This is a genomic window from Rhizobium sp. BE258, assembly GCF_031457345.1.
Classification (GTDB): domain Bacteria; phylum Pseudomonadota; class Alphaproteobacteria; order Rhizobiales; family Rhizobiaceae; genus Rhizobium.
The window spans coordinates 1-21,307 of sequence record NZ_JAVDWL010000004.1; the positions used below are offsets into that span (position 1 = coordinate 1).

Sequence of the window (21,307 nt, forward strand, 5' to 3'; positions counted from 1 at the left end):
CGTAAACTCGTGGATGCTCGGCCGACCTATGGCTATCGGCGGATCGCTGCCCTTCTCAACAGGCAGCGGCGAGCCGCCGATCTGCCCGTCGTCAACCGCAAGCGAGTTCATCGCATCATGGCCAATCACGCTATGATCCTTGAGAAACACACGGCGGTGCGAATAGGCCGTGCCCACGACGGCAAGGTCATGGTGATGCGGTCTAATCTCCGCTGGTGCTCGGACGGGCTTGAGTTCACCGGGAAATTATCTCATGGGCAGCCGTCGCCAATGCCGGGATATCCGGCTCCGACATTCGAGACATGATGTTGGAGGCCGTCGAAAAGCGCTTCGGCGCAATCAGCGCCCCGCATGCAATAGAACATCTATCTGATAACGGCAGTGCATATACCGCGAGGGAGACCAGGCTGTTTGCCCAAGCCCTCAACCTGATCCCATGCTTCACGCCCGTGGCCAGCCCACAATCGAACGGCATGTCTGAAGCCTTCGTCAAAACCTTGAAGCGAGACTACATACGCATCTCATCCACTCCGGACGCCGACACAGCTCTCCGGAAGATCGACGGATGGATTGAAGACTATAATGAAATCCATCCACACTCAGCGCTGAAAATGGCCTCCCCAAGGGAGTTCATCAAAGCATTGTCTCAATAGCTGAGCTGTCCGGCGAAATGGGGGGCACTCCACCAATCCCACTGATGTGCTCGTTGATAGCGTCGATGTGCTGGTAGACACTTCTCAGCACGGTGCGCGCGGGCTCGGGTAGGTGGCTCTTGTCAGAGCTCAAGATCTGCTTGAGTTTGACAACGTCAATGGTCCTAGACGGGACGACAAATCCGAATTCAGCCAAAAGGCCGCGCAGCGCATTGATGGCGGAGGTTCGCTGGCGAATGAACAGCGTTCGCGTTTTCATCAGAGTGGTGATTGCCTGCTGTTCGGACTTTTGATGGCCACGAAGCGCATTCCTGGCTGCGTCGCGGCGTTGGCAATTGCTTCGGCGTCAAGAGCATCGCATTTATCCCGTTTGACGAATGGTTTGACGTATTGCGCGGGTATGAGCAACGGCGTGTGCCCCGACCTTTTAATCTCTCTCGCCCAATAATGAGCGCCGCCGATGGCTTCCATTGCGACAACGCATCCACGATCCTTCTTAAGAAACCTGGCAATTCCGCACTCGCCAGCTTGTGGCTGAAAATCTTGTCCCCGTCTTTGTTCATTCCGTGGACCTGGAAGGCCTGTTTGGCGAGGTCCAGACCAATCGTGCTAACCCGTTCCATTTTCTCCTCCCTGAGATGATGTGGGAGGATTATAACTCGTTGGCCTCGATACGGGAGAGGATTGCGGTGAAAGGTCTGTCGTCGCTCGTGCGGAGGTCGCGGCTTGATATCGGTCTAGACCCCCTAATTACAGACGGGAAGTCTTTTCAAAATTCCTCGGCACAATGATCCCGAAGAGCTAGCTATCGTGGCGGACCTTAAAAAACTCGACGAGATGACCACCGAGGAACGCATCGAGTTTCTTGAGACCTTAGGTGAAAGCCTCTTGATGTCGGCATCGATCGCGAAACATGAAGACGATCCCATCTGGGAGGACATGTCCGAACTCGGTAATCGCCTTCAAATAAACGCCGAGACGATCGCCGGGGACGAAACGGAGAACGCAGAGCATCTAGTTCTGGAGGCAATCCATCTCCTAGCCAAGTTCGAGCATGGTAGCGGTGGCAGCCGCACCATCCACTGAATGGCTGGAACAAGCTGCGCAAAGCGCCGTGCCATCGAATGTGGGTAACCGAACACTCAAGCCTCTCATAAAGGGCGGCTTTTCTTATGGCATGACAAATAAGCATGGCATCGCATTGAAAGGGCAAGGGCAGGGGAATGGCAGGGAGCTTGGAAATGAGCAGCAACGGGAATAGCTTCGATCCGATGGCTTCTGGGCGCGAACTGTCGGACATGAAGAGCAAGGCAGGCGGGTCATAAAAAAGGGCTCGCCACCCAATACACAGGCGAGTCCTCAATGCGCCAAGAGGTCCGCCAAGGCGCATCATCGGGCGGGAATTAATCACAACTGATGATGTGAGTCACGTGACACGAACGTGACGACGAAAGAAAAAGCCCCAGCGTGCGGCCGGGGCGAGGTGGGGAAGTCAGAGTGCTAGCGAGGAACGTGCCAGCTTCCCATTAACGCGGCATGTGCCGGATCGGTTCCTTGTGCGGATAGTGCTCCCAGCACCACCATCGCGTCTCGATCGATTGTGAGGACGAAAAGCCAAATCCGCCCCACTGTTTGCAGTCCGGATGCGTACAGAGATGTTCGAACTGCTAACTCGACGACTGCATTGGCCGGTCAAGATCGCTCATCGCGTCATCTCAGGATTGTTCGTAGCGGGAGTACCCTTATCGAGAGTCTGCAGTAGCTTTCTGACGCCGTCGTGATGACACGAGTAATAGTGGTTCTGCGCTTCTCGCCGGAAATTTATGAAGCCTCGCATCCGGAGGAATGAAAGCTCCCTGGACGTGGTCGATTGGGGCAGTCCTAGCTCATTACGCAGTTCGCGGACGTTCATCTCCTCGGCGGCACACAAGCTCTTCAAGACTCGGAAACGAGTCCGGGAGGCGAGCGCTTCAAGCAGCGTCACTTTTTCAGCAAGCGATGATTCCTCTAGCATGGCGGTCCCCGAAGTTCATTGCGTCTGCGCTGGAACTAAACATCTAGCCGTCCGTTTCAAGCGTGGCCTTCGGCATCTCCCTCAACAGACCCAGCCAGTCCAAGATGCTGAAGGCCCCAAATGAGATCCGCCCCGCCAGGCTGCCGCTTTAAGTTTGGCCCCGTTTTCTTCTACTGCATCTTAAGCATTTGCTGATGGACTGTCGGCCTTACGACGCCGCCATAATCAAAGCCCCTGCTGCAAACGGAAAAGCCTGTTCGATCCCGGCCGCGCAAGCGCGATCATCAGCAGCCAAATCTCCCTTGCCACCCAATGCTGGCACGTATCGAGCCGTGCCTGGCGCTTCTTAAGGCCAAGCCGCCCAAAGGCCATCAGTGGGCCTTTGAGGTAAGTGGGACGGCTACCGTCTCGCAGTCCATCTCGACCATGGCAAGGTCCGTACTCTCACCCGTGGAGGGCAAGATTCCGAAGCTGGCGATGGTCAGTTGCGGTGAGATGTTTGCGGTGGAGGAGGAAAAGATTGGCGATCTGGCCATCAGTTGAGACAAAACGCTGACATTGTCGCGCTGACTTGAAGCGCATCATTCGCCGTTCGCGTCTTCGCACAGCAGATGAGAATTCTCGGCTCGATTGTTCAATCCCTTCTGCGAGCGGTGCTCGACGACCGGTATCACCTCCGACTTTGCAGCCGAATAGGAACGCAGCTTGTCGGTCACCATCACGCGCGGGGCGATACCTCGGCACTTGAGAAGCTTGCGCATGGGACGCATTGCGGCCGCCTTGCTTCTTCGGCTTTGCAGCAGGGCATCTAGGACTTGGCATCGACAGCGCGTCACGGCCAGTATTTCTTCCCCTTGATCGTCACCACCATCTCATTGAGGTGCCATTTTTCGGAAAAACGGCCTCGTGAGCGGCTTCGGAGCTGATCAGCAAATTTCAAGCCGAATTTCGCCGCCCATTCCGACACAGTCTGGGACGAGAGGATGATGCCTCTCTCCGCCAACAGATCTTCGACGTCGCGTAAGCTGAGCGGAAATCGTTAGTAGAGCCATACCGCACGGGCGATGATCTCAGCGGGAAAGCGGTGGCGTTTGAAGTGGGTGAGCGGGGCTTCAGTCAAGCAAGCCAGGTATCAACCCAATGCAAACAGGCGGTTGAGGCGACGCCACCATTGACAGTACTGGCCCGCCGGAGCCGGCGGTGCAGTTCTACGTTTAGGCGAGAGACGGCTTCCGCCACGCTGCGAGCGCCGCCTCGACGCCGAGCGCGAGCTGTAACAGCCGGTGATCCGCACCGAGCGGCCCGGTCAGCTGCAGGCCGAGCGGCAAGTGGCCGCCCATGCCGGAGGGTACACTGAGCGACGGTTGGCCGGTCATGTTGGCGAAGCCGCTTGAGAGCATCTCGCCTTCCTCGCCGTCCTCGGTGAATTCAGGGTCTTTGACCGGGGAAGGGAAGGGGACGCTTGGTCCGATCAGCACGTCCACTTCGCCGAAGGCGGCCTCGACCGCATTGCGCAACTCGACGCGAAAGTTCTGCGCCCGGAGATAGTCGATAGCTTTGGCTTCAAAACCGGCTTCGACCTGCGCTTTCGTGCGCGGTGCGTAACCAGCCGGGTTCTCGGAATAGAGCGGCGAGTGGATGACGGAGGCTTCCGGCAGGATGATGCGGCGGAGCTCGGAATTGGCGCGGGACAGTTCAGGAATATCGATCGGCTTGACGATGGCGCCGGCCGCAGCAAGGCGCTCAAGCGCCCAGACCAGATTTGCGGCGACTGCCGGGGTCAGCTCCGGGCTTGCGCAGTGGAAGCGGACGGCGCCGATCCTCACACCTGACAGTGATGGCGGCGTCAGCGGCATGGGTCTGCCGCTCAGCGCTTCGAGCAGCAGCGCGGTATCGGTAACGTCGCGGGCGAGCGGTCCGGCATGGTCGAGGGTCCCGGACAGCGGGAAGACGCCGTCGAGCGGCACCAGATCGAAGCTCGGCTTCAGCCCGGAAATGCCGCAGTAGGAGGCCGGGATGCGGATCGACCCGCCGGTATCGGTGCCGGTCGCCAGCGGTACGATGCCGGCTGCAACCAGCGCCGCCGATCCGCCGCTGGAGCCGCCAGAGGTGCGTCCGGTGTCGTGTGGATTGTTGGTCTGGCCGATCTCGGGATGGGCGATGCCATAGGCATATTCCAAGAGGTTGGCCTTGCAGAAGATGATCGCACCGGCCTCTCGCAGCCGCTTTACCAGAAGGGCGTCGGCGCTTGCCAGGGCCGGTAGCCGGACCTTGCTGCCGTAGCCGGTCAGCGCCCCATCGACCTCGATCAGATCCTTTATGGCGACGGGAATGCCGTGCAGCGGCCCGCGATCCTTGCCGGCGCGAAGCTCTGTCGCGGCTTTTTCGGCCTCGGCGATCGCCGATGCGTCCAGCCGTTGGGCAACGGCATTGAGGCTTGGCTCCAGCACGTCGAGCCGCTGAAGACTGGCGCTGATGACATCGACCGGCGACAGCGCTCCGGCGCGATACGCACGCCCAAGTTCGGTAACGCTCATGAAGGCGATTTCATCCGGGGCCATTGCCGTTCTCCTTCGGGGAAGATTCCGCCGCCCGAAGGCGGCGGAACAGTCGTCAGATCAAAGGCTCAGTTCTTGACCGTATCTTCCAGGAAGAAGCGGCCGAGCGGGTTCTGGTAGAAATTCTCGACATTCTTGCGCGCCACGTTGATGTAGGGGCTGTAGTAGAGGTCGATCCAGTTGACGTCGTCCTTCGCCGTCTTCTGCAGGTCGACATACATCTGCTCGCGCTTCTTCGGATCGAGCTCCAGGCGGGCCTTGGCGACCAGCTCCTTCACGGCCTCGTTCTTGTAGTTGGTCGAGTAGTTATTGTTGGAGTCGTGGCCGAGCACGAACGTTGTCTTCTGGTCCGGGTCAAGAATGTCGTTGGTCCAGTAGTTGACCGAAATGTCGTAGTCACCGGCAACCGTCATATCCCATTCCTGGCTCGGATCGACCTTTTGCAGATTGGCTGTGATACCGGCCCTGGCGAGCTGCTGCTGCACCAAAACCGCCGTCTGCTCATCCACTTCGTCGCCGGCGCGGATCAGGTAGTTTAGCGTCAGGTTGGAGACGCCGGCATCGGCCAGCATCTTCTTCGCCTTTTCAGGGTCGTACGGGCGCTGCAGGTTGTCGGCGTAGTAGTAGAGCGCGCCCTTCGGGATGTAGGAATTGGCGACAGTGCCCTGGCCGAAGGTGACGGCATCGACGATCGCCTTCTTGTCGATGGCGAGATCGAGCGCCTGGCGCACTTCCTTCTTGCCGAGATCGCCATGCGCATGGTTGATCAGCAAGTGATCTTCGCGGGTGGACGGATCGATCAGGACGTTGAGGTTGGCATCCTTTTTCATCTCCTCGACGCGCGAGAAGGGCACAAAGATCGCCGCATCGAGCTGACCGGCCTGGACGTTCAGCATGCGGGTGTTGTCGTCAGGGACCGAAATCCACTCGACGCCATCGAGCTTGACGCGGTCGGCCTGCCAGAAGTTCGGGTTCTTCTTCAGGATGATGCGGTCGCCGCGGCGCCATTCATCGACGGTGAAGGCACCGGATCCAATCGGCTTTTCGGCATAGGCGTCAGGCCCCAGCGATTCCATGCCTGCCTTGGAGATCACTGAGGCGTTCGGTAGTGCCAGCGTCGACAGAAACGGCGCCGAGGGGTTCTTCAGCTTGATCGTCAGCGTGTGCGGATCGGTGGCGACTGCGGTATCGATCACCTTGTAGCTGTCGCTCCAAAGCGATGCCGGATCGTCGCGGATGCGCAGCAGGCTGAAGGCAGCGTCCTCGGCCGTCAGCGGTGAGCCGTCGGAGAACTTGGCGTCGCGGATCTTGAAGACATAGGTCAGGCCGTCTTCCGAGGCGGTCCAGCTTTCTGCAAGGCCGGGCTCCAGCTTGGTGCCGGTCTTGTCGACGCGGATCAGGACGTCATAGACGTTGGAGAACACCCAGTTGTCAATGTTCTGGGCCGTTTTGATCGGATCGAAGGTCGTCGAGTCTTCGCGGCGGCCGATGGTCAGAACGCCGGCTGCTTCGGCATAGCTTGCCGTCAGCGACAGGCCGGCGATGAATGCGGCAAGCCCGATTGATTTCCACCTGTTGATCATGTGCTTGTTCCCTTCTTTGTTATGGTATGCGTTTGGCAGGCTGAACCGGCATCGATGGCATGTCTTCCCCGGCGCTGGAGCCGCCAAGAAGCGGCCTGTCGGGATCGATGTCGGGAATGGCAGCAATGAGCGCCGCGGTATAGGGATGTTTCGGCCGGGCGAAGACCTCTTCAGAGAGGCCCTCCTCGACGATCTCGCCGTGATACATGACGACGACGCGTTCGCAGAGATTGCGGACGATCGCAAGGTCGTGGGCAATGAACATCAGCGTCAGGTTCATCTTCGCCGTCAGTTCGCGAAACAGCGCGATGATCTGCGCCTGGATCGTCACGTCGAGTGCAGCGACGCATTCATCGGCGATGACGAGTTTCGGATCGACCGCCAGCGCCCGGGCGATACCGGCACGCTGGCACTGACCGCCGCTCATGCTGCGCGGCTTGCGGTTTGCAAATTCACGATCGAGCCCGACGAGATCGAGCAAGTCGCCGATCCGTGCCGGGATGTTGGCCGCCGGCACCTTGCCCTGAACCTTCAGCACTTCGCCCAGCATCTGGCCGACGGTGAGACGCGGGTTCAGCGCGTTATAGGGGTCCTGGAAGACCATGGCCGCCTCGCGGCGCAGCTTGGCGAGACCGGCCGTGCGCTGCTGCGCCAGGTTGATGCCGTCGAAGGAAACATGGCCAGAAGAGATCGGGGTGAGACCAAGGACCGCGCGGGCCAGCGTGCTCTTGCCGCTGCCGGACTCCCCGACGATACCGATTGTTTCGCCAGGCATCACGCGAAGCGAGACGCCGGCTACGGCGCTGACTGTTTTGTTCCCTGCCTTGAACAGGCTGCCGCCGATCCTGAAGCGCACATGCAGATCATCGATTTCGAGCAGCGGCCGGACGGTTGCTTGCGCGGGCGCGGCTGCGGTTGCCGGCGAAGCCGCCTCGTCGGGCATCGAGGGATGACTGTGGATCAGGTTGATCGTGTAGGGATCCTGCGGCCGCGACAGGATCGTCCGCTTCGGGCCTTGTTCGAGAAGCTTGCCGTTGCGCATCACGGCAATGCGGTCGCAGGTCTGGGCGACGATGCCGAGGTCGTGGGTGATGAGGATGATCGACAGGCCGCGCTTTTCGCGTATCTCTAGCAGCAGCTTCAGGATTTGTGCCTGTATTGTCACATCAAGGGCGGTCGTCGGCTCATCGGCGATCAGGATCTTCGGGTTGCAGGAGAGCGCCACGCCGATCATGGCGCGCTGGCGCATGCCGCCCGAAAATTCGTGCGGATAGCTGTCATATTGCCTGATCGGATCGGGAAAGCCGACCTGGGTCAGGATCTCGACGGCAGCGGTTCGCGCTTCCCTGGCGCCAAGCCGCTGGTGATAGCGGATGCCCTCGGCAATCTGGTCGCCGATGCGCATCACCGGGTCCAGGTGGCTCGTCGGGTTCTGGAAGATCATACCGATCTCGCCGCCGCGCACCTGAAGCATCTCGGCATCGCTGACCGCCGTCAGATCGCGGCCCTCCAGAAGGACCGTACCCTGCTCGATCTTGATCAGCGACGACGGCATCAGCCGCACCAGCGAGCGGCAAAGCAGGCTCTTGCCGGAGCCGCTTTCGCCGACGAGGCCGAGGATTTCACCCTTGGCAAGGTCGAGGGAGACACCGTCAATCAGGGTGCGGGTACCGCCGTCGAGATGGACCTTGACCGTCAGGTCGCGGACGGAAAGGACCGAGGCGCTCATTCGTGAACTCCAAGAAGTTCGCCGAGCGCATCACCCAGCATGCTGAAACCAAAGGCGAGGCAGACGATCGAAAGTCCGGGGAAGAGCGTGATCCACCACGCCGTGGTGATGAAGCTCTGTCCTTCGGCGACCATAACGCCCCATTCGGCGAGGGGTGGTTGTACGCCGAGGCCGAGATAGCTGACCGCTGCACCGCTGAGCAGTACCAGCGTGGCATCCGACATCGAGAAGACGATCGAACCCGCGATGGCGTTCGGCAGCAGGTGGCGGAACATGATCCTGAAACGGCTGAAGCCGAGGCTAACGGCGGCGACCGCATAGTCGGAGCTCTTCAGCACCAGCATCTGCGCCCGGATCAGGCGGGCATAGGAAACCCAGCCCACCAGCGCCATGGCGATGTAGAAGCTGCTGAGCCCCGGCCCGAGAATGGCGATGATCGACAGCATCAGCACCAGGAACGGGAAGGCGAGGATGATATCGACGATGCGCATGAAGATGGCATCGACGATACCGCCGAAGAAGCCGGCGATGGTGCCGACCATCGTCCCGATCAGGAACGGAAAAAGCACGCCGATGACGGCGATCTGCAGATCGATGCGGGTCCCCCAGATGACGCGCGAGAGGATGTCGCGGCCGAAATTGTCCGTGCCGAACAGATGCGCCAGTGACGGCGACTGCAGCCGCGCATCGGCATTCTGCAGGATCGGGTCATAGGGCGCGATGATGGGTGCACCGATTGCCAGCAGCAGAAAGAACAGCAGAACGCCGGCGCCGATCACAAGCGTCAGGCGGCGGCCGAAGAAGCGGCGCCAGGCGATCGGTTGCGGAGAGAGCGTGCCGATGCTCATAGCTTCACCCGCGGATCAACGGCGACGGTGACGATGTCGGCCAGGAAATTGACGAGGACGGTGGCACAGGCAAAGGTCATGGCCACGCCCTGGACGACCATGTAGTCGCGCGAGAATATGGCGCGGACCAGGAGCTGGCCCATGCCGGGCAGCGCAAAGACGCTTTCCACCACCACGGTACCGCCGATCAGCCAGCCGATATTGACGGCGAGGAGATTGATGGTCGGCACCAGCGAATTGGGCAGCACATGGCGCCAGAAGACGATGCTTTCAGGCATGCCGCGGGCACGCGCCGCGGTCGCGACGTCGGACTTCAGGGATTCGATCATCGCCGAGCGCAGGCTGCGGGTCAGCACCGTCGACAGCGACAAGGCCACAGTCAATGCCGGTAGAATCAAATGCGAAAGCTTGTCGCCGAGCGTGGTGCCGTAGCCCGAAACCGGCAGGACGCCGAGTTCGACGCTGAAGAGAATGATCAGCATCAGTCCGAGCCAGAAGGGCGGAAAGCCGATCCCGAAGGTGGAGATGACGCGCACTGCATGATCGGGCGCACCGCCGGCATTGCGGGCGGCGATCGCGGACATCGGCACAGCGATCAGGATCGACAAGACGACGCTGGTCAGCACCAGCGCTATCGTCGGCTCGATGCGCGTGGCGATCAGCGACAGGACGTCGATCTTGTAGAGGATAGACTTGCCCATCTCGCCATTGGCGAGGTTCTTCAGGAAGTAGAAATATTGCAGCCACATCGGCTGATCGAGGCCGTATTGGGCGCGGATATTGGCAATGGCGGTCGGTGTGGCGCGGGTGCCGAGAATATTGCGGGCCGGGTCTCCGGGGATCAGGCGCACGAGAATGAAAGTGATAATGCTGATGCCGAAAATAACAGGCAGAAACTGAAATGGACGGGTCAATATGAATTTATAACGATGCATGGCGGCGCTGGCCCCCCTGTCTTGGCCGGGCTTCGATCTCCCTACACTGCATCAGCTTGCCCCATGCCGCGACAGGAAATCGGTGAGCGCCGGATAATAATCCTGCGGGTTCTCGTAAAAGGGCATGTGGCTGGCATTGGCGAAGACCTTGAGCTCGGCATTCGGCAGCGCGAGCTTCATCCGCAGCGCGCAGGCCGGCGTCAGTTCGTCATGCTCGCCGGTGGTGATCAGAACGGGCACGGTCACCCGCGACAGATCGGGAATACGGTTCCAGTCCTTCAGGTTGCCGATATAGAGAAACTCGTTCGGGCCCTGCATCGTCTCGTAGGGACCCATGTTCCAGTCGTCGAGCGAGCGGCGGACCGGCGCGGGCCATTCCGGAAGACGGCAGACGTGGCGATAGTTGAGGATCGTGATGGCAGCCAGATATTCGGGGTGATTGTAGGTGCCTTGCGCCTCGTGCTTCTGCATCATCGACACCGTTTCCGGGCCGAGCGCGGCGCGCAGCCGCTCCAGCTCCAGGATCAGATGCGGCATGTCGGCGACAGTATCTTCGAGGATCAGCGTCTGGAGATTTTCGGGATAAGTCAGCGCATAGTCGATTGCCAGCCAGCCGCCCCAGGAGTGGCCGAGCATGTGAACCTTGCCGAGGCCGAGCGCCTTGCGTACGATTTCGGTCTCCTCGACATAGCGGCCGATCGTCCAGAGTGACGGATCTGCTGGGCGATCGGACGAGCCGGTGCCCAGCTGGTCGAAGGCGACGACGCGATAGCCCTTGTCGATGAGGCAGGAATGGGCTTCGCGGAGATAATCGCAGGGCAGGCCGGGGCCGCCATTCAGGCAGAAAACCGTTTCGCTTCCGCTGCCGAAGCTGTAGGCGACGACCTTATGGCCGTCGACCTCAATTTCATGTCGCGCCTCAGGCTCGATTTCACGCCACATTGACCGCTCCGGCAGAAGATTTCGCTTGCTCAATAATTGGGCATGGCTAAATTTTTATCTTAAACCGCAGTCTTTGCCAGCTATAAGAAGTGATAGGTGTGAGCCACCGATGGAGCCTGCCATGCTTGACGAGATCGGCACGATCAGACGGCAATTCTCAGCCCACCAGACCTTGGACGGGCGGATCGACCAGGTTTTCGAGGCCATGAAGCAGCTCGGCTTCGAGGCGCTGATCTACGATTACACGCCGGTTCCCTATGATCTTGACGGCGCGGTGATGATCCCCTCGTTGCTGAAGCTGCGCAACATTTCCGAGGATATGCGGGAATACTGGTTCGACCGCGGCTATTTCCGCATCGATCCGGTACAGCAGGTGGCGTTGCGCACCTCCGCCCCATTCTATTGGAACTATAACGCGGACGCCGACACGCCGATCAGCCGCTTTATGAGCGACGACACAGCGCCTGTGACGCGCTATCTGAGCGAACGGGACATGTCGACGGGCGTCACTGTACCCGTCCACATGCCGGGCGGAGATTATGCGACGGTGACCGGGATCCGCTACGGCGCCAACGGCGATTTCGAGCGGCATGCCCTGCGCTATATCGCCGATTTCAACCTGCTGGCCCATGTCTTCCACGAGGCGGCCTTCTCGCTGTTCGATGCCGAGGCGCGCAGCGTCGGCAAGGTCCGGCTGACGGAGCGCGAGCGGGAATGTTTGCGCTATTCGGCGGAGGGACTATCGGCCAAGGAGATCTCACGGATCATCGACCGCTCTGTGCCGACGGTGGTCATGCATCTGAACGCCGCGGCCAAGAAACTCGGCGCCCGCAACCGTACACAGGCGGTCGTGCGCGCCACGCATTACCGGCTTCTCGACGAGCGTCCATCCTATAACTTCTGATAGCTGCCTTCGGCTTTGCGGCGACGCTATGCTTTTTCCATCATTGCCCCCAGATGGAGACGCCAGTGGCCGCCGTTCAGACGACAGAAGCCTATCTGCCCTTCCGCGAATACCGCACCTGGTACCGCATCACCGGTTCGCTCGAGAGCGGAAAGCTGCCGCTCGTCGTTGCCCACGGTGGCCCGGGCTGCACACACGACTATGTCGATTCCTTCAAGGGCATCGCCGCCCTCGATGGCCGAGCCGTGATCCATTATGATCAGCTCGGCAACGGCCATTCGACGCGCCTGCTGGACAAGGGGCCGGATTTCTGGACCCCGGCGCTCTTCCTCGAAGAACTCGATGCGCTCTTGAAACATCTTGGCATCCAGGATCGCTACGCCTTCCTTGGCCAGTCCTGGGGTGGCATGCTCGGCGCTGAGCATGCGGTTCGTCAGCCAAAGGGCCTCAAGGCGCTGGTCGTCGCCAATTCGCCGGCCAACATGCATACCTGGGTCGCCGAGGCTAACCGGTTGCGCGAAGAGCTGCCGCAGGATGTTCAGGATACGCTGCTGAAGCACGAAGAAGCAGGAACGATCACTGACCCCGAATATATTGCCGCCTCGCGTGTCTTCTACGACCGGCATGTCTGCCGCGTCACGCCCTGGCCAGATGATGTGGCCCGCACCTTCGCGGCCATGGACGAGGACAATACCGTTTATCGCAACATGAACGGCCCGACCGAATTCCACGTCATCGGCACGATGAAGGACTGGACGATCGAGGATCGCTTGCCGCTGATCGAGGCGCCGACACTGGTAATATCAGGCAAATACGACGAGGCTACGCCGCTGGTCGTCAAGCCCTATGTCGACCGCGTCAAGGGGTGCGAATGGGTGCTCTTCGAGCATTCCAGCCATATGCCGCATGTCGAGGAAAAGGAGCTTTGCCTCGCCATCGTCTCCGGCTTCCTGTCGAAATACGACTGACCGTCAGGCTGTGAGATCGTCGACCTTACGGGCGAGGTCGGCGACATAGGCCCTGGTAGAGAGGTCCGATCCCGTGGCATCCCTCAGCAGCTGGCTGGCGCTCTTCGAGCGGCCGAACTGATGGATATTGTCGTTCAGCCAGGTCTTCAGAGGCAGGTAGTCGCCAGTCTCCAGCCCATCGGCAATCGCTTTCTCCTTGCTCGCGGCGGCGAAGAACTGCGACGACATGATGTTGCCGATCGTATAGGTCGGGAAGGAGCCGACCATGCCTGAGGACCAGTGGACGTCCTGCAGGACGCCGAGCGTATCGGAGGGCACCTCAAGGCCGAGATAGGACTTGATCTTCTCCCGCCAGATCGCGGGAAGATCGCCGACACGGATTTCGCCAGCCATCAGTCCGGCCTCGATCTCTGAGCGCAGCATGATGTGCATGTCATAGGTCAGCTCATCAGCCTCGACGCGGATGAAGCCGGGGCGGGCGGCGTTGACGGCCCGCCAGAAGTCCTCCGCAGTCACGTCGGCGAGTTGATCGCGGAAGGTTTTCTGCAGATCGGCGAAGTTCAGTTCCCAGAAGCGGCGCGAGCGGCCGACGCGGTTTTCCCAGAGGCGCGACTGCGATTCATGCGTGCCGAAACTGGTGCCGCCGACGGCGTAGAGATTGACGAAATCGGTCGTGAAGACGGAGCGGCTGAACTCTTCGGAGATGCCCTGCTCATAGATGCCGTGCCCGGCCTCGTGCCAGACGGCGAAGGGGCCGCCGGGCAGCCAGGTCTCGCGGAAGCGACCGGTGATGCGCACGTCCGAGCGGGCGAAGGAAATCTCGAAGGGGTGGACCGTGTCGTCGAGGCGGCCGCGGTTGAAGTCATAGCCGAAGCGGCTGGAGATCAGGCTGGAGAAGGTGCGCTGCTTGTCCACCGGGTAGGCACGCTCGAGAATTTCGGAGCGGACCTTGGCTTCCCTGGCGCGTTCGAGCAGCGACCGCAGGCCATCACCCAGTTCGCCATAGAGTGTGCGCAGCCGCGACCAGGTCATGCCGGGCTCATAGGTGCCGACAAGCGCATCATAGGGATGCTCGGCATAGCCAATGGACGCAGCGATCTCGCGCTGCATCTCCATGGTCCGTTCCAGCATTGGCGCGAAGGCCGCGAAGTCATTGGCGGCGCGGGCCCTGCTCCAGGCAGCCTGGGCAACGGTCTTCAGCTCGGCCGCGTCGCTGACCAGTTTCGCCGGGATGCGCGCGAGAGTGCCGATCGCCTCGGCCGCCTGCTCGACCGCCAGCTTGCGGTGATCGCCGTATGCTGCCCCCTTGAGCTCTGAGCGGGCATCCTCGATGGCGCGCTGGAGGCTATCGCCGGTCGCGAGATCGCGGGCGAGCCCGACCAGCGTGGCGATCTGCTTGCCGCGGGCATCGACGCCGCCCGGCGGCATCATGGTGCGGGCATCCCAGGTCAAGAGGTTCACGGCGCAGAGCACGTCGTTGATCCTGGCGATTTCGCTTTCGAAGCTGGCATAGGTCATCGTCTCAAATCCTTATTGCGCCGGAGCTGCGCCGAAATCCTCGAGGTGGCAGGCGGCCAGCTGGCCAAGCCCGCGTGGTGTCAAAAGCGGGCGCTCGACCCGGCAGCGGTCGAAGGCGTGCGGACAGCGGCTGGCGAAGGCGCAGCCGGGCGGCACGTCGAGCGGGCTCGGCAGTTCGCCGCGCGCGGCAACCGTGCGACTGCGGCGCGATGGATCGAGCTCGGGTGCGGCATCGAGAAGCGCCTTGGAATAGGGATGGCGCGGTGCGGTGAAGAGCGCTTCCGGAGTGCTGACCTCGACGACCTGCCCGAGATACATCACCGCCACACGATGCGAGATGTGGCGCACCAGTCTCAGATCATGGGCGACGAAGACGACGGTCAGGTGCAGCTGTTCCTGCAATTGCAGCAGCAGATTGACGACCTGCGCCTGCACAGAGACATCGAGTGCCGAGACCAGCTCGTCCGCCACGATCACCTCAGGCTCGACAGCAAGAGCCCGGGCGATGCCGATGCGTTGGCGCTGGCCACCGGAGAATTCGTGCGGGTAGCGGGCGGCCGCATCCTGCGGAAGCCGGACCAGTTCCAGCAGTTCGGCGATTCGGTGCGGGATTTCCGCCTTCGGGCGCATCTTATGGACCGAAAGCGCTTCACCCAAAATCTGCGATACGGTCATGCGCGGGTTGAGCGAGCCGTAGGGATCCTGAAAGATCATCTGCACACGGCGGTTGAAGGCGCGCCGGTCACCGCCGCGCAGGCGGGCGATATCCTCCCCCTCGAAGCGGATTGCGCCGCCATCCGGCTCGTGCAGCCGCACGAGGCAGCGGGCGAGGGTGGATTTGCCGCAGCCGGACTCACCTACGATGCCGAGCGTCTCGCCGCGATGGATTTCGAGCGTCACGTCGCGCAGTGCCTGGACAGCAAGCGGCGGCCTGCCCTGTAGTCGCCGCGTTAGCGAGTAGGGACCGGCAAAGCGCTTGGAGATGCCGTCGATTGACAGGATGGGGAGGGTCGCGTTCACAGGATCGCCTCCGCTGCCGCCACCTGGCTGTGATGGAAGCAGGCGACGGCGCGCCCGGGCGCGCCAACCGTTTCCAGCGGTGGCCGTTCCTTGCGACAGAGGTCGGTCGCGAAGGTACAGCGCGGATGGAAGGCGCATCCATCGGGCAGGTTGGTGAGGCTCGGCGGCGTGCCCTCGATCGATTGCAGCACGGTGCGCGATGCACCGGAGCGCGGCACGGAACCCAGAAGTCCGCGCGTATAGGGATGGTGCGGCGTGCTGAAGACATCGGTCACCGTACCGGTCTCGACGATCCGCCCGGCATACATCACCGCCATCCGGTCGCAGGTGGCGGCGACGACGCCGAGATCGTGGGTGACGAGCACGACGCTCATCGACAGACGGTCGCGCAGATCAAGCAGCAGTTTAAGGATCTGGTCCTGGATGGTGACGTCGAGCGCCGTCGTTGGCTCGTCGGCGAGCAGCAGCTTGGGGGAGCAGGCAAGCGCGATGGCGATCATGGCGCGCTGGCGCATGCCGCCGGAGAACTGATGCGGATATTCCTGCAGGCGCCGCTCGGCGGCGGGGATGCCGACAATGTTCATCAGTTCGAGGGCGCGCGCTTTGCGATCGCGGGCATTCAGCGTCGTATGGGCGACAAGGTTCTCCTCGATCTGCACGCCAACAGGCAATACGGGGTTGAGCGCTGTCATCGGCTCCTGAAAGATCATGGCGATCTCGCCGCCACGCACCTTGCGCAGCTCCTCGGCCGGCATCGCGACGAGATCGCGCCCGTGCCACTCGACACGGCCGCTGACATGGCCGGGCTCGCGGATCAGCCGCATGATCGAGCGAAGGGTCACGCTCTTGCCGGAGCCGGATTCGCCGACAAGGCCGACGACTTCGCCGGGCGCCACGTCGAAATCGACATCGGCGGCAGCAATCGCCTGGCCGCGCGGCGTATCGAAAGTGGTCGTCAGGCCGCGGACGATCAGCCCGCTGTTTTCGCCGGCTGCGCCCATCATCGTCTGACCCTCAACAGTTCGGCGACACCGTCCCCGGCCAGGCTGAAACCGAGGCCGGTGAGCACGATCGCGACGCCGGGGAAGACCGAAATCCACCAGGCGGTGTTCATGAAGTTCTTGCCGTCGGCGATCTGCACGCCCCATTCGGCCGCCGGCGGCTGGGCGCCGAGGCCGAGGTACCCAAGGCTGGAACCGAGTAGGATGGCGAGCGCCATGTCGGTCATCCAGTAAACGATTGCCGGGGTGATGGCGTTCGGCAGCAGATGACGGAAGACGATGCGCAGCGGCGCGTAGCCCATGACCCTGCCGGCGTCGGCATAATCGAGCCGCTTCTGCACCTTGATTTCGGAGGCGACGAGACGCGCATAGAAGACCCAGCCCACGACGCCGACTGCGACATACATGTTGCCGAGACCGGGGCCGAGCACCGAAACTATGGCAATGACAAGCACGAGGAACGGGAAGGTGATTGTCGCATCGACGATCCGGCCGAAGATCGCCTCCCAGATGCCGCCGACATAGCCGATGAAGGCGCCGATGATGGTGCCGAAGATGAACGGCCCGATGGTGGCAAAGACGGCAATCTGCATATCGAGCGTATAGGCATGGATGACGCGCGACAGCACATCCCGGCCGAAGCTGTCGGTGCCGAAGGGATGCGCCCAGCTCGGCGGCTTCAGCAGCGCGTTATAATCGAAGGCGACGGGATCGTAGGGCGCGAAAAGCGACGGCCAGATCGCGACGATCAGGCTGAGACCGAGAATGATGCCGCCGGAGATTAGCGAGCGGGGGAGTTTGCGCCAGCGGAGCGTGGGGCGAGCGGCTTTGGCCGCTTCGGCACTCATCGGGCTATCCTCGGGTCGAGCCAGGCCTGGACGATGTCGGTGACCAGGAAGGTCAGCGACACCAGGATGGCAAGCGCGATCGTCAGGCCCTGCAGCACCGGATAGTCGCGGCCGTAGATACTGTCGATCAAGAGGCGGCCGGCGCCGGGGACGGCAAAGACGGTCTCGGTGATGACGGCGCCGCCGAACAGCGAGCCGATCTGGAGGCCGAACAGCGTCACCGTGGAGATCAGCGCGTTGCGCAGGATATGACGCGTCAGGATCACGCGCGAGCGCAGGCCCTTGGCGGTGGCGAAATCGACATATTCCGCATTCATGACGCCGATGATCGAGGCGCGCAGATTGCGCATCAGCACGGCGGCAAAGCTCAGTGCCAGCGTCAGCGCCGGCAGGAAGAGGTGATAGAGGCGGTCGCCGAACGTGTCGCCATAGCCGCCGACCGGAAAGAGCTTCAGCTGAGCGGCAAATACGGTCAGCAATATGATGCCGACATAGAAGACCGGCATCGATAGGCCGACTTGGAAAGTGCCGCGGATGATGCTGTCGGGAAGCTGCTCGCGCTTCAGCGCCGCGACGAAGGCAAGCGGCACAGCAAGGACGAGGGCGATCACTGCCGACATCAGGGTGAGCATCAGGGTGACGGGCAGGCGCTGCAGGATCAGCGACATGACGGAGACCTTGAGGCCGATCGAGTTGCCGAGATCACCGGTGAAAATGCGCTCGACGTAATATAGAAACTGGATCGGCAGCGGCTGATCGAGGCCGAGCTGCCGATTGATGCGCTCGACATCGGCATCAAGGGCGCGGTCGCCAATCATGGCGCTGGCCGGATCGCCGGGCAACAGGCGCACAAGAACAAAAGTGACGATGAGAATGAAGATCACCGTCGGAATCATCTGCAGTATGCGGCGGATAATAAAACTGAAAAGGGGCAATAGCCGCTCCTGGTCTTCCTGTAGTCGAAAAAGGCCGCGGGCCTCGTACTGAGGCCCGCGCAGCAGGCTGGGTCAGGCTTTACTTGTCCTTCCAGGTTCTGGCGAAGATGTTGTTGCCGAGCGGGATTTGCAGGAAGCCGTGAACCTTCTTGCTCAGAGCAACCGGATAGGGCGTCTCATAGAGCGAAACGATCGGACCCTGATCGTTGTAGATCTCCTGCATCTTCGCATATTGCTCGGCGCGCTTCTTGGGATCCATTTCCTTCTGGGAGGCTTCGAAAAGCTGGTCGGCTTCGTCGTTCTTCCAGCCGGTATGCAGCGCGTCGATCGTCTTGGAATAGACGAAGTAGGAGGTGATCTCGTTCGGATCGGCGATATCGTCGGTCCAGGCGGCGTTGCGCATCACGAAGGTGCCGTCGCGATATTGCTGGGTGCGGGTCGGGTTGTCGACCTGCTGCAGCTCGAGCTTGATGCCGATCTGCGCCCACATCTGCTGCAGCGCCGTGGAGATCCCGACTTCGTCCTGGTTGCCGGCGAGCACGAGGATGCTGGTCGAGAAACCGTTTTCGAAGCCGGCTTCCTTCATCAGGCTCTTCGCCTTTTCGAGATCATAGGGATAGAGCGGCTTGTCGCCGACATGCAGCGGAGTGGCCGTCGACATGTAGGAAGTCTGAGGCGTGCCGACGCCATGGGTGACGATCTGGATGATCGCATCCTTGTTGACGGCATAGTTCATCGCCTGGCGAACCTTGACGTTGGACAGCGGATTGTCCTTGCCGGCGAGTTGCGGGCGCACGTTGAGCGTAATGTATTCGACGCGGGTCGAGGGGAAGAGCTCCATGTCGAGGTTGCCAGCCGATTTCAGCTCTTCTACGCGGGAGTAGGGAATGAATTCGGCGCCGTCGATCTCGCCCGATGTCAGCTTCAGGATGCGGGTGGCGTCATCGGGGATCAGCTCGAAATCGATACCGTCGAGATACGGTAGCGGTTTGCCGTCCTCGCCCTTGCCCCAGTAGTATTCGTTGCGCACCAGCTTCATGCTGGAGCCACGATCCCAGGATTTCAGCATGAACGGGCCAGAGCCGACGGGATGCTCGGCAAAGGCCTTGGCCTTTTCTTCCTCGGTCGCGCCGGCCGAGGCCTCGAAGGCCTTCTTCGGCAGGATACCGGTGTTGAACACGGTCAGCGCTGCCAGGATGGCGGGATCGGGATGCTTGAGCTTGACAGTGACGGTCTTGTCGCCTTCCGTCGTCACATCATCGATGGACTCGATCATGAAGCCCCAGATGCCGTTGTCCTTCTTAGAGGCTCTCTTCAGCGACCAAGCGACGTCTTCCGGCGTGATCGGCGTGCCGTCGGAGAACTTGATGCCGTCGCGCAGCGTCAGCGTCACGCTCATGCCGTCGTCAGCAAGCTTATAGGCGCTGGCCAGACCCGGCTGAACGCCCTTGCCGTCATCCGTCGGCAGAAGCAGCGTGTCGTAGAGGTTGGAGAGGATCCAGATATCGACATTGGCGTCGTTCAGCACCGGATCGAGAAACAGGCTGTCTGCATAACGGCCATAGGCCAGCGTGCCGCCCCGCTCCAGGGCAAATGCAGATACACCGGTGCTCAGTAGAACTGCAGCGGCAATGGCCGCCCGAGTGATCATTCTCATGGCATTCCCCTTTTATATTTGGTATGACTGTTATTATTGTCTATAACGATTTCACGCAGCAAAATGCCTGTCAACCAGTTTTTATGCGGCAACCCTAAGACGCTTCACTTGCCTGCAAGCGGATTTCGAGCTAACCGTTATATATAAATAGAACAGTTAGCCGAACGGGTTTCATGGATTTCTTCATCGACCGGGATTTGCCAGTGCCTCTGCGCACGCAGCTTCAGGGGCTTATCGAATACGGTATCGCCTGCGGCGAACTGGCGCCCGGCGAGGCCCTGCCTTCGGTGAGAGAGCTGGCCGAGAAGGTCGGTGTGGCGCCGATGACGGTCAGCCAGGTCTATGCTGATCTCAAGGCTGCGGGCCTGATCGATACGCGCCCCGGTTCCGGTACTTTCGTCAGCGACAGTCACCAGGCACGGCTGGCAGCCCGCGCCGATACCAGCGACTTGCATCTGCATATCGACCAGCTGATCGACGAGAGCCAGCGGCTTGGCATCCGCACCGCCGATCTGGTGTCACTCGTCAACGCAAGGGCGTTTTACCGCGACAGCATCGGTCCGCGGCTGCGGATCGTCATGATCGGCATTTTTCAGGACGCGACGGCAAGCTATGCGCGGTTCATCGCCGCGCGCCTCGGCCGTGATGTGACGGTTGAACCGCTGACGGTCTCGGCGATCGAGCGCGACCCGGCGGCCAAGGCACGTGCGAATTCTGCCGATCTTGCGGTTACTTTCGCCAACCGCCACCGCGAAGTGGCGACACTGGTCGCCAATACCAAGGTGGTGACGATCAGCTTTACGCCGTCGGAAGAGACGCGCCGGGCGCTCGCTTCGCTGGATTCACTGGCCTCGATCGCTGTCATTTCGCGCTTCCCGGATTTCCTGCCGATCATGAAGACTGGCGTGCAGCGCTTCGCCCCGCATGTCAGCGAAATCACCGCGACGACGCTGGAGGCGGCGGGACTGGAAGATCTGCTCTCGAAGGTCTCCGTCGTCATTTATGCATCCGGCGCCGAAAGCGTCACCGGCCTGCTGCCCGAGGGCGTGCAGGCCATCGAATACCGCCATGCCCCCGATACTGCCGATATCGAACGGGTGATCGTGCCGGTCATCCGCGCGGCCGGCGTGCAGGCGCAGGGCGAGGAAAGCCCGACACGGAACGAAGCCGACGCGAAGGTCTAGGAAAGGCAGA

The 21,307-nt window shown here is 61.3% G+C and carries 18 protein-coding genes and 3 pseudogenes; 7 read left to right on the plus strand and 14 right to left on the minus strand.

Translation table 11 applies throughout. From position 1 onward, the window contains the following. The 3 genes and pseudogenes from J2X43_RS14400 to J2X43_RS14410 all read left to right on the plus strand — a co-directional run. Window positions 1–653, plus strand: a pseudogene (locus J2X43_RS14400) (integrase core domain-containing protein); the annotation flags it as partial. 112 nt (window positions 654–765) lie between these two features. Further along, the gene (locus tag J2X43_RS14405) at window positions 766–1,101 is read left to right on the plus strand and encodes a hypothetical protein (protein ID WP_310294937.1); all 336 of its coding nucleotides are present in this window, start codon (window positions 766–768) and stop codon (window positions 1,099–1,101) included. Between the two features lie 362 nt (window positions 1,102–1,463). Next, window positions 1,464–1,739 carry a hypothetical protein gene (locus tag J2X43_RS14410; protein WP_112389510.1) on the plus strand — a complete coding sequence of 92 codons (276 nt, stop codon included), beginning with the start codon at window positions 1,464–1,466 and terminating at the stop codon, window positions 1,737–1,739. Window positions 1,740–2,355: 616 nt separating this feature from the next. Here the strand turns inward: J2X43_RS14410 and J2X43_RS31050 are convergent. Continuing rightward, window positions 2,356–2,667, minus strand: a complete 312-nt coding sequence (locus tag J2X43_RS31050; RefSeq protein ID WP_405049595.1) for an ArsR/SmtB family transcription factor — start codon at window positions 2,665–2,667, stop codon at window positions 2,356–2,358. A 234-nt stretch (window positions 2,668–2,901) separates the two neighbouring features. Between J2X43_RS31050 and J2X43_RS14415 the strand changes: the two are divergent. After that, a pseudogene (locus J2X43_RS14415) lies at window positions 2,902–3,131 on the plus strand (ATP-dependent DNA ligase); the annotation flags it as partial. Here the strand turns inward: J2X43_RS14415 and J2X43_RS14420 are convergent. The 7 genes and pseudogenes from J2X43_RS14420 to J2X43_RS14450 all read right to left on the minus strand — a co-directional run bounded on the left by J2X43_RS14420 (window position 3,112) and on the right by J2X43_RS14450 (window position 11,262). Next, window positions 3,112–3,787: pseudogene (locus J2X43_RS14420) on the minus strand (IS6 family transposase). The pseudogenes J2X43_RS14415 and J2X43_RS14420 sit on opposite strands and share 20 nt — an antisense overlap. A gap of 94 nt (window positions 3,788–3,881) precedes the next feature. After that, window positions 3,882–5,228 (minus strand): amidase, encoded by a 1,347-nt coding sequence (locus J2X43_RS14425; RefSeq protein WP_310294939.1) that lies wholly within the window; start codon window positions 5,226–5,228, stop codon window positions 3,882–3,884. 65 nt (window positions 5,229–5,293) lie between these two features. Further along, window positions 5,294–6,808 (minus strand): ABC transporter substrate-binding protein, encoded by a 1,515-nt coding sequence (locus tag J2X43_RS14430; protein ID WP_112389507.1) that lies wholly within the window; start codon window positions 6,806–6,808, stop codon window positions 5,294–5,296. Window positions 6,809–6,827: 19 nt separating this feature from the next. Further along, the gene (locus J2X43_RS14435; RefSeq protein ID WP_310294941.1) at window positions 6,828–8,537 is read right to left on the minus strand and encodes an ABC transporter ATP-binding protein; all 1,710 of its coding nucleotides are present in this window, start codon (window positions 8,535–8,537) and stop codon (window positions 6,828–6,830) included. After that, the gene (locus J2X43_RS14440) at window positions 8,534–9,385 is read right to left on the minus strand and encodes an ABC transporter permease (protein ID WP_310294945.1); all 852 of its coding nucleotides are present in this window, start codon (window positions 9,383–9,385) and stop codon (window positions 8,534–8,536) included. The genes J2X43_RS14435 and J2X43_RS14440 overlap by 4 nt, the downstream gene beginning before the upstream one ends. Next, the gene (locus tag J2X43_RS14445) at window positions 9,382–10,320 is read right to left on the minus strand and encodes an ABC transporter permease (RefSeq protein ID WP_112389504.1); all 939 of its coding nucleotides are present in this window, start codon (window positions 10,318–10,320) and stop codon (window positions 9,382–9,384) included. Before J2X43_RS14445 ends, J2X43_RS14440 begins: the two co-directional genes overlap by 4 nt. 51 nt (window positions 10,321–10,371) lie before the next feature. Further along, window positions 10,372–11,262: a proline iminopeptidase-family hydrolase gene (locus J2X43_RS14450; RefSeq protein ID WP_112444641.1), complete on the minus strand. Its 891-nt coding sequence runs from the start codon at window positions 11,260–11,262 to the stop codon at window positions 10,372–10,374. Window positions 11,263–11,383: 121 nt separating this feature from the next. On the opposite strand from J2X43_RS14450, the gene J2X43_RS14455 reads away from it, so the two are divergent. Together J2X43_RS14455 and J2X43_RS14460 are read left to right on the plus strand one after the other, a co-directional pair. Next, the gene (locus tag J2X43_RS14455; RefSeq protein WP_112389550.1) at window positions 11,384–12,166 is read left to right on the plus strand and encodes a LuxR family transcriptional regulator; all 783 of its coding nucleotides are present in this window, start codon (window positions 11,384–11,386) and stop codon (window positions 12,164–12,166) included. A 53-nt stretch (window positions 12,167–12,219) separates the two neighbouring features. Further along, window positions 12,220–13,134 carry a proline iminopeptidase-family hydrolase gene (locus J2X43_RS14460; RefSeq protein WP_310294949.1) on the plus strand — a complete coding sequence of 305 codons (915 nt, stop codon included), beginning with the start codon at window positions 12,220–12,222 and terminating at the stop codon, window positions 13,132–13,134. A gap of 3 nt (window positions 13,135–13,137) precedes the next feature. On the opposite strand, the gene J2X43_RS14465 is transcribed toward J2X43_RS14460, so the two are convergent. From J2X43_RS14465 to J2X43_RS14490, 6 genes are all read right to left on the minus strand, one after another. Beyond that, window positions 13,138–14,652: a carboxypeptidase M32 gene (locus J2X43_RS14465; protein WP_310294951.1), complete on the minus strand. Its 1,515-nt coding sequence runs from the start codon at window positions 14,650–14,652 to the stop codon at window positions 13,138–13,140. A gap of 12 nt (window positions 14,653–14,664) precedes the next feature. Then, entirely contained in the window at window positions 14,665–15,672 is a 1,008-nt protein-coding gene (locus tag J2X43_RS14470; protein WP_310294953.1) for an oligopeptide/dipeptide ABC transporter ATP-binding protein, read from the minus strand. Beyond that, complete coding sequence (locus J2X43_RS14475; RefSeq protein ID WP_310294955.1) at window positions 15,669–16,676, minus strand: ABC transporter ATP-binding protein; 1,008 nt, start codon at window positions 16,674–16,676, stop codon at window positions 15,669–15,671. Before J2X43_RS14475 ends, J2X43_RS14470 begins: the two co-directional genes overlap by 4 nt. Then, on the minus strand, window positions 16,673–17,521 hold the full coding sequence (locus tag J2X43_RS14480; protein WP_112389498.1) for an ABC transporter permease: 849 nt from the start codon (window positions 17,519–17,521) through the stop codon (window positions 16,673–16,675). Before J2X43_RS14480 ends, J2X43_RS14475 begins: the two co-directional genes overlap by 4 nt. After that, window positions 17,518–18,456 (minus strand): ABC transporter permease, encoded by a 939-nt coding sequence (locus J2X43_RS14485; RefSeq protein ID WP_310294957.1) that lies wholly within the window; start codon window positions 18,454–18,456, stop codon window positions 17,518–17,520. The genes J2X43_RS14480 and J2X43_RS14485 overlap by 4 nt, the downstream gene beginning before the upstream one ends. A 79-nt stretch (window positions 18,457–18,535) precedes the next feature. Further along, window positions 18,536–20,113 carry an ABC transporter substrate-binding protein gene (locus J2X43_RS14490; RefSeq protein ID WP_310294959.1) on the minus strand — a complete coding sequence of 526 codons (1,578 nt, stop codon included), beginning with the start codon at window positions 20,111–20,113 and terminating at the stop codon, window positions 18,536–18,538. Between the two features lie 173 nt (window positions 20,114–20,286). Between J2X43_RS14490 and J2X43_RS14495 the strand changes: the two genes are divergently transcribed. After that, window positions 20,287–21,297, plus strand: coding sequence for a GntR family transcriptional regulator (locus J2X43_RS14495; protein WP_112389495.1), 1,011 nt, complete (start codon window positions 20,287–20,289; stop codon window positions 21,295–21,297). Window positions 21,298–21,307 lie beyond the last annotated feature (10 nt).

What these genes read in the sequence shown, in the direction of transcription:
- J2X43_RS31050 (WP_405049595.1), bottom strand. Translation starts at nt 2,667, where the DNA reads ATGCTAGAGGAATCATCGCTTGCTGAAAAAGTGACGCTGCTTGAAGCG.
- J2X43_RS14480 (WP_112389498.1), bottom strand. Translation starts at nt 17,521, where the DNA reads ATGAGTGCCGAAGCGGCCAAAGCCGCTCGCCCCACGCTCCGCTGGCGC.
- J2X43_RS14450 (WP_112444641.1), bottom strand. Translation starts at nt 11,262, where the DNA reads ATGTGGCGTGAAATCGAGCCTGAGGCGCGACATGAAATTGAGGTCGAC.
- J2X43_RS14460 (WP_310294949.1), top strand. Translation starts at nt 12,220, where the DNA reads ATGGAGACGCCAGTGGCCGCCGTTCAGACGACAGAAGCCTATCTGCCC.
- J2X43_RS14430 (WP_112389507.1), bottom strand. Translation starts at nt 6,808, where the DNA reads ATGATCAACAGGTGGAAATCAATCGGGCTTGCCGCATTCATCGCCGGC.
- J2X43_RS14425 (WP_310294939.1), bottom strand. Translation starts at nt 5,228, where the DNA reads ATGGCCCCGGATGAAATCGCCTTCATGAGCGTTACCGAACTTGGGCGT.
- J2X43_RS14465 (WP_310294951.1), bottom strand. Translation starts at nt 14,652, where the DNA reads ATGACCTATGCCAGCTTCGAAAGCGAAATCGCCAGGATCAACGACGTG.
- J2X43_RS14490 (WP_310294959.1), bottom strand. Translation starts at nt 20,113, where the DNA reads ATGAGAATGATCACTCGGGCGGCCATTGCCGCTGCAGTTCTACTGAGC.
- J2X43_RS14440 (WP_310294945.1), bottom strand. Translation starts at nt 9,385, where the DNA reads ATGAGCATCGGCACGCTCTCTCCGCAACCGATCGCCTGGCGCCGCTTC.
- J2X43_RS14495 (WP_112389495.1), top strand. Translation starts at nt 20,287, where the DNA reads ATGGATTTCTTCATCGACCGGGATTTGCCAGTGCCTCTGCGCACGCAG.
- J2X43_RS14475 (WP_310294955.1), bottom strand. Translation starts at nt 16,676, where the DNA reads ATGATGGGCGCAGCCGGCGAAAACAGCGGGCTGATCGTCCGCGGCCTG.
- J2X43_RS14455 (WP_112389550.1), top strand. Translation starts at nt 11,384, where the DNA reads ATGCTTGACGAGATCGGCACGATCAGACGGCAATTCTCAGCCCACCAG.
- J2X43_RS14445 (WP_112389504.1), bottom strand. Translation starts at nt 10,320, where the DNA reads ATGCATCGTTATAAATTCATATTGACCCGTCCATTTCAGTTTCTGCCT.
- J2X43_RS14435 (WP_310294941.1), bottom strand. Translation starts at nt 8,537, where the DNA reads ATGAGCGCCTCGGTCCTTTCCGTCCGCGACCTGACGGTCAAGGTCCAT.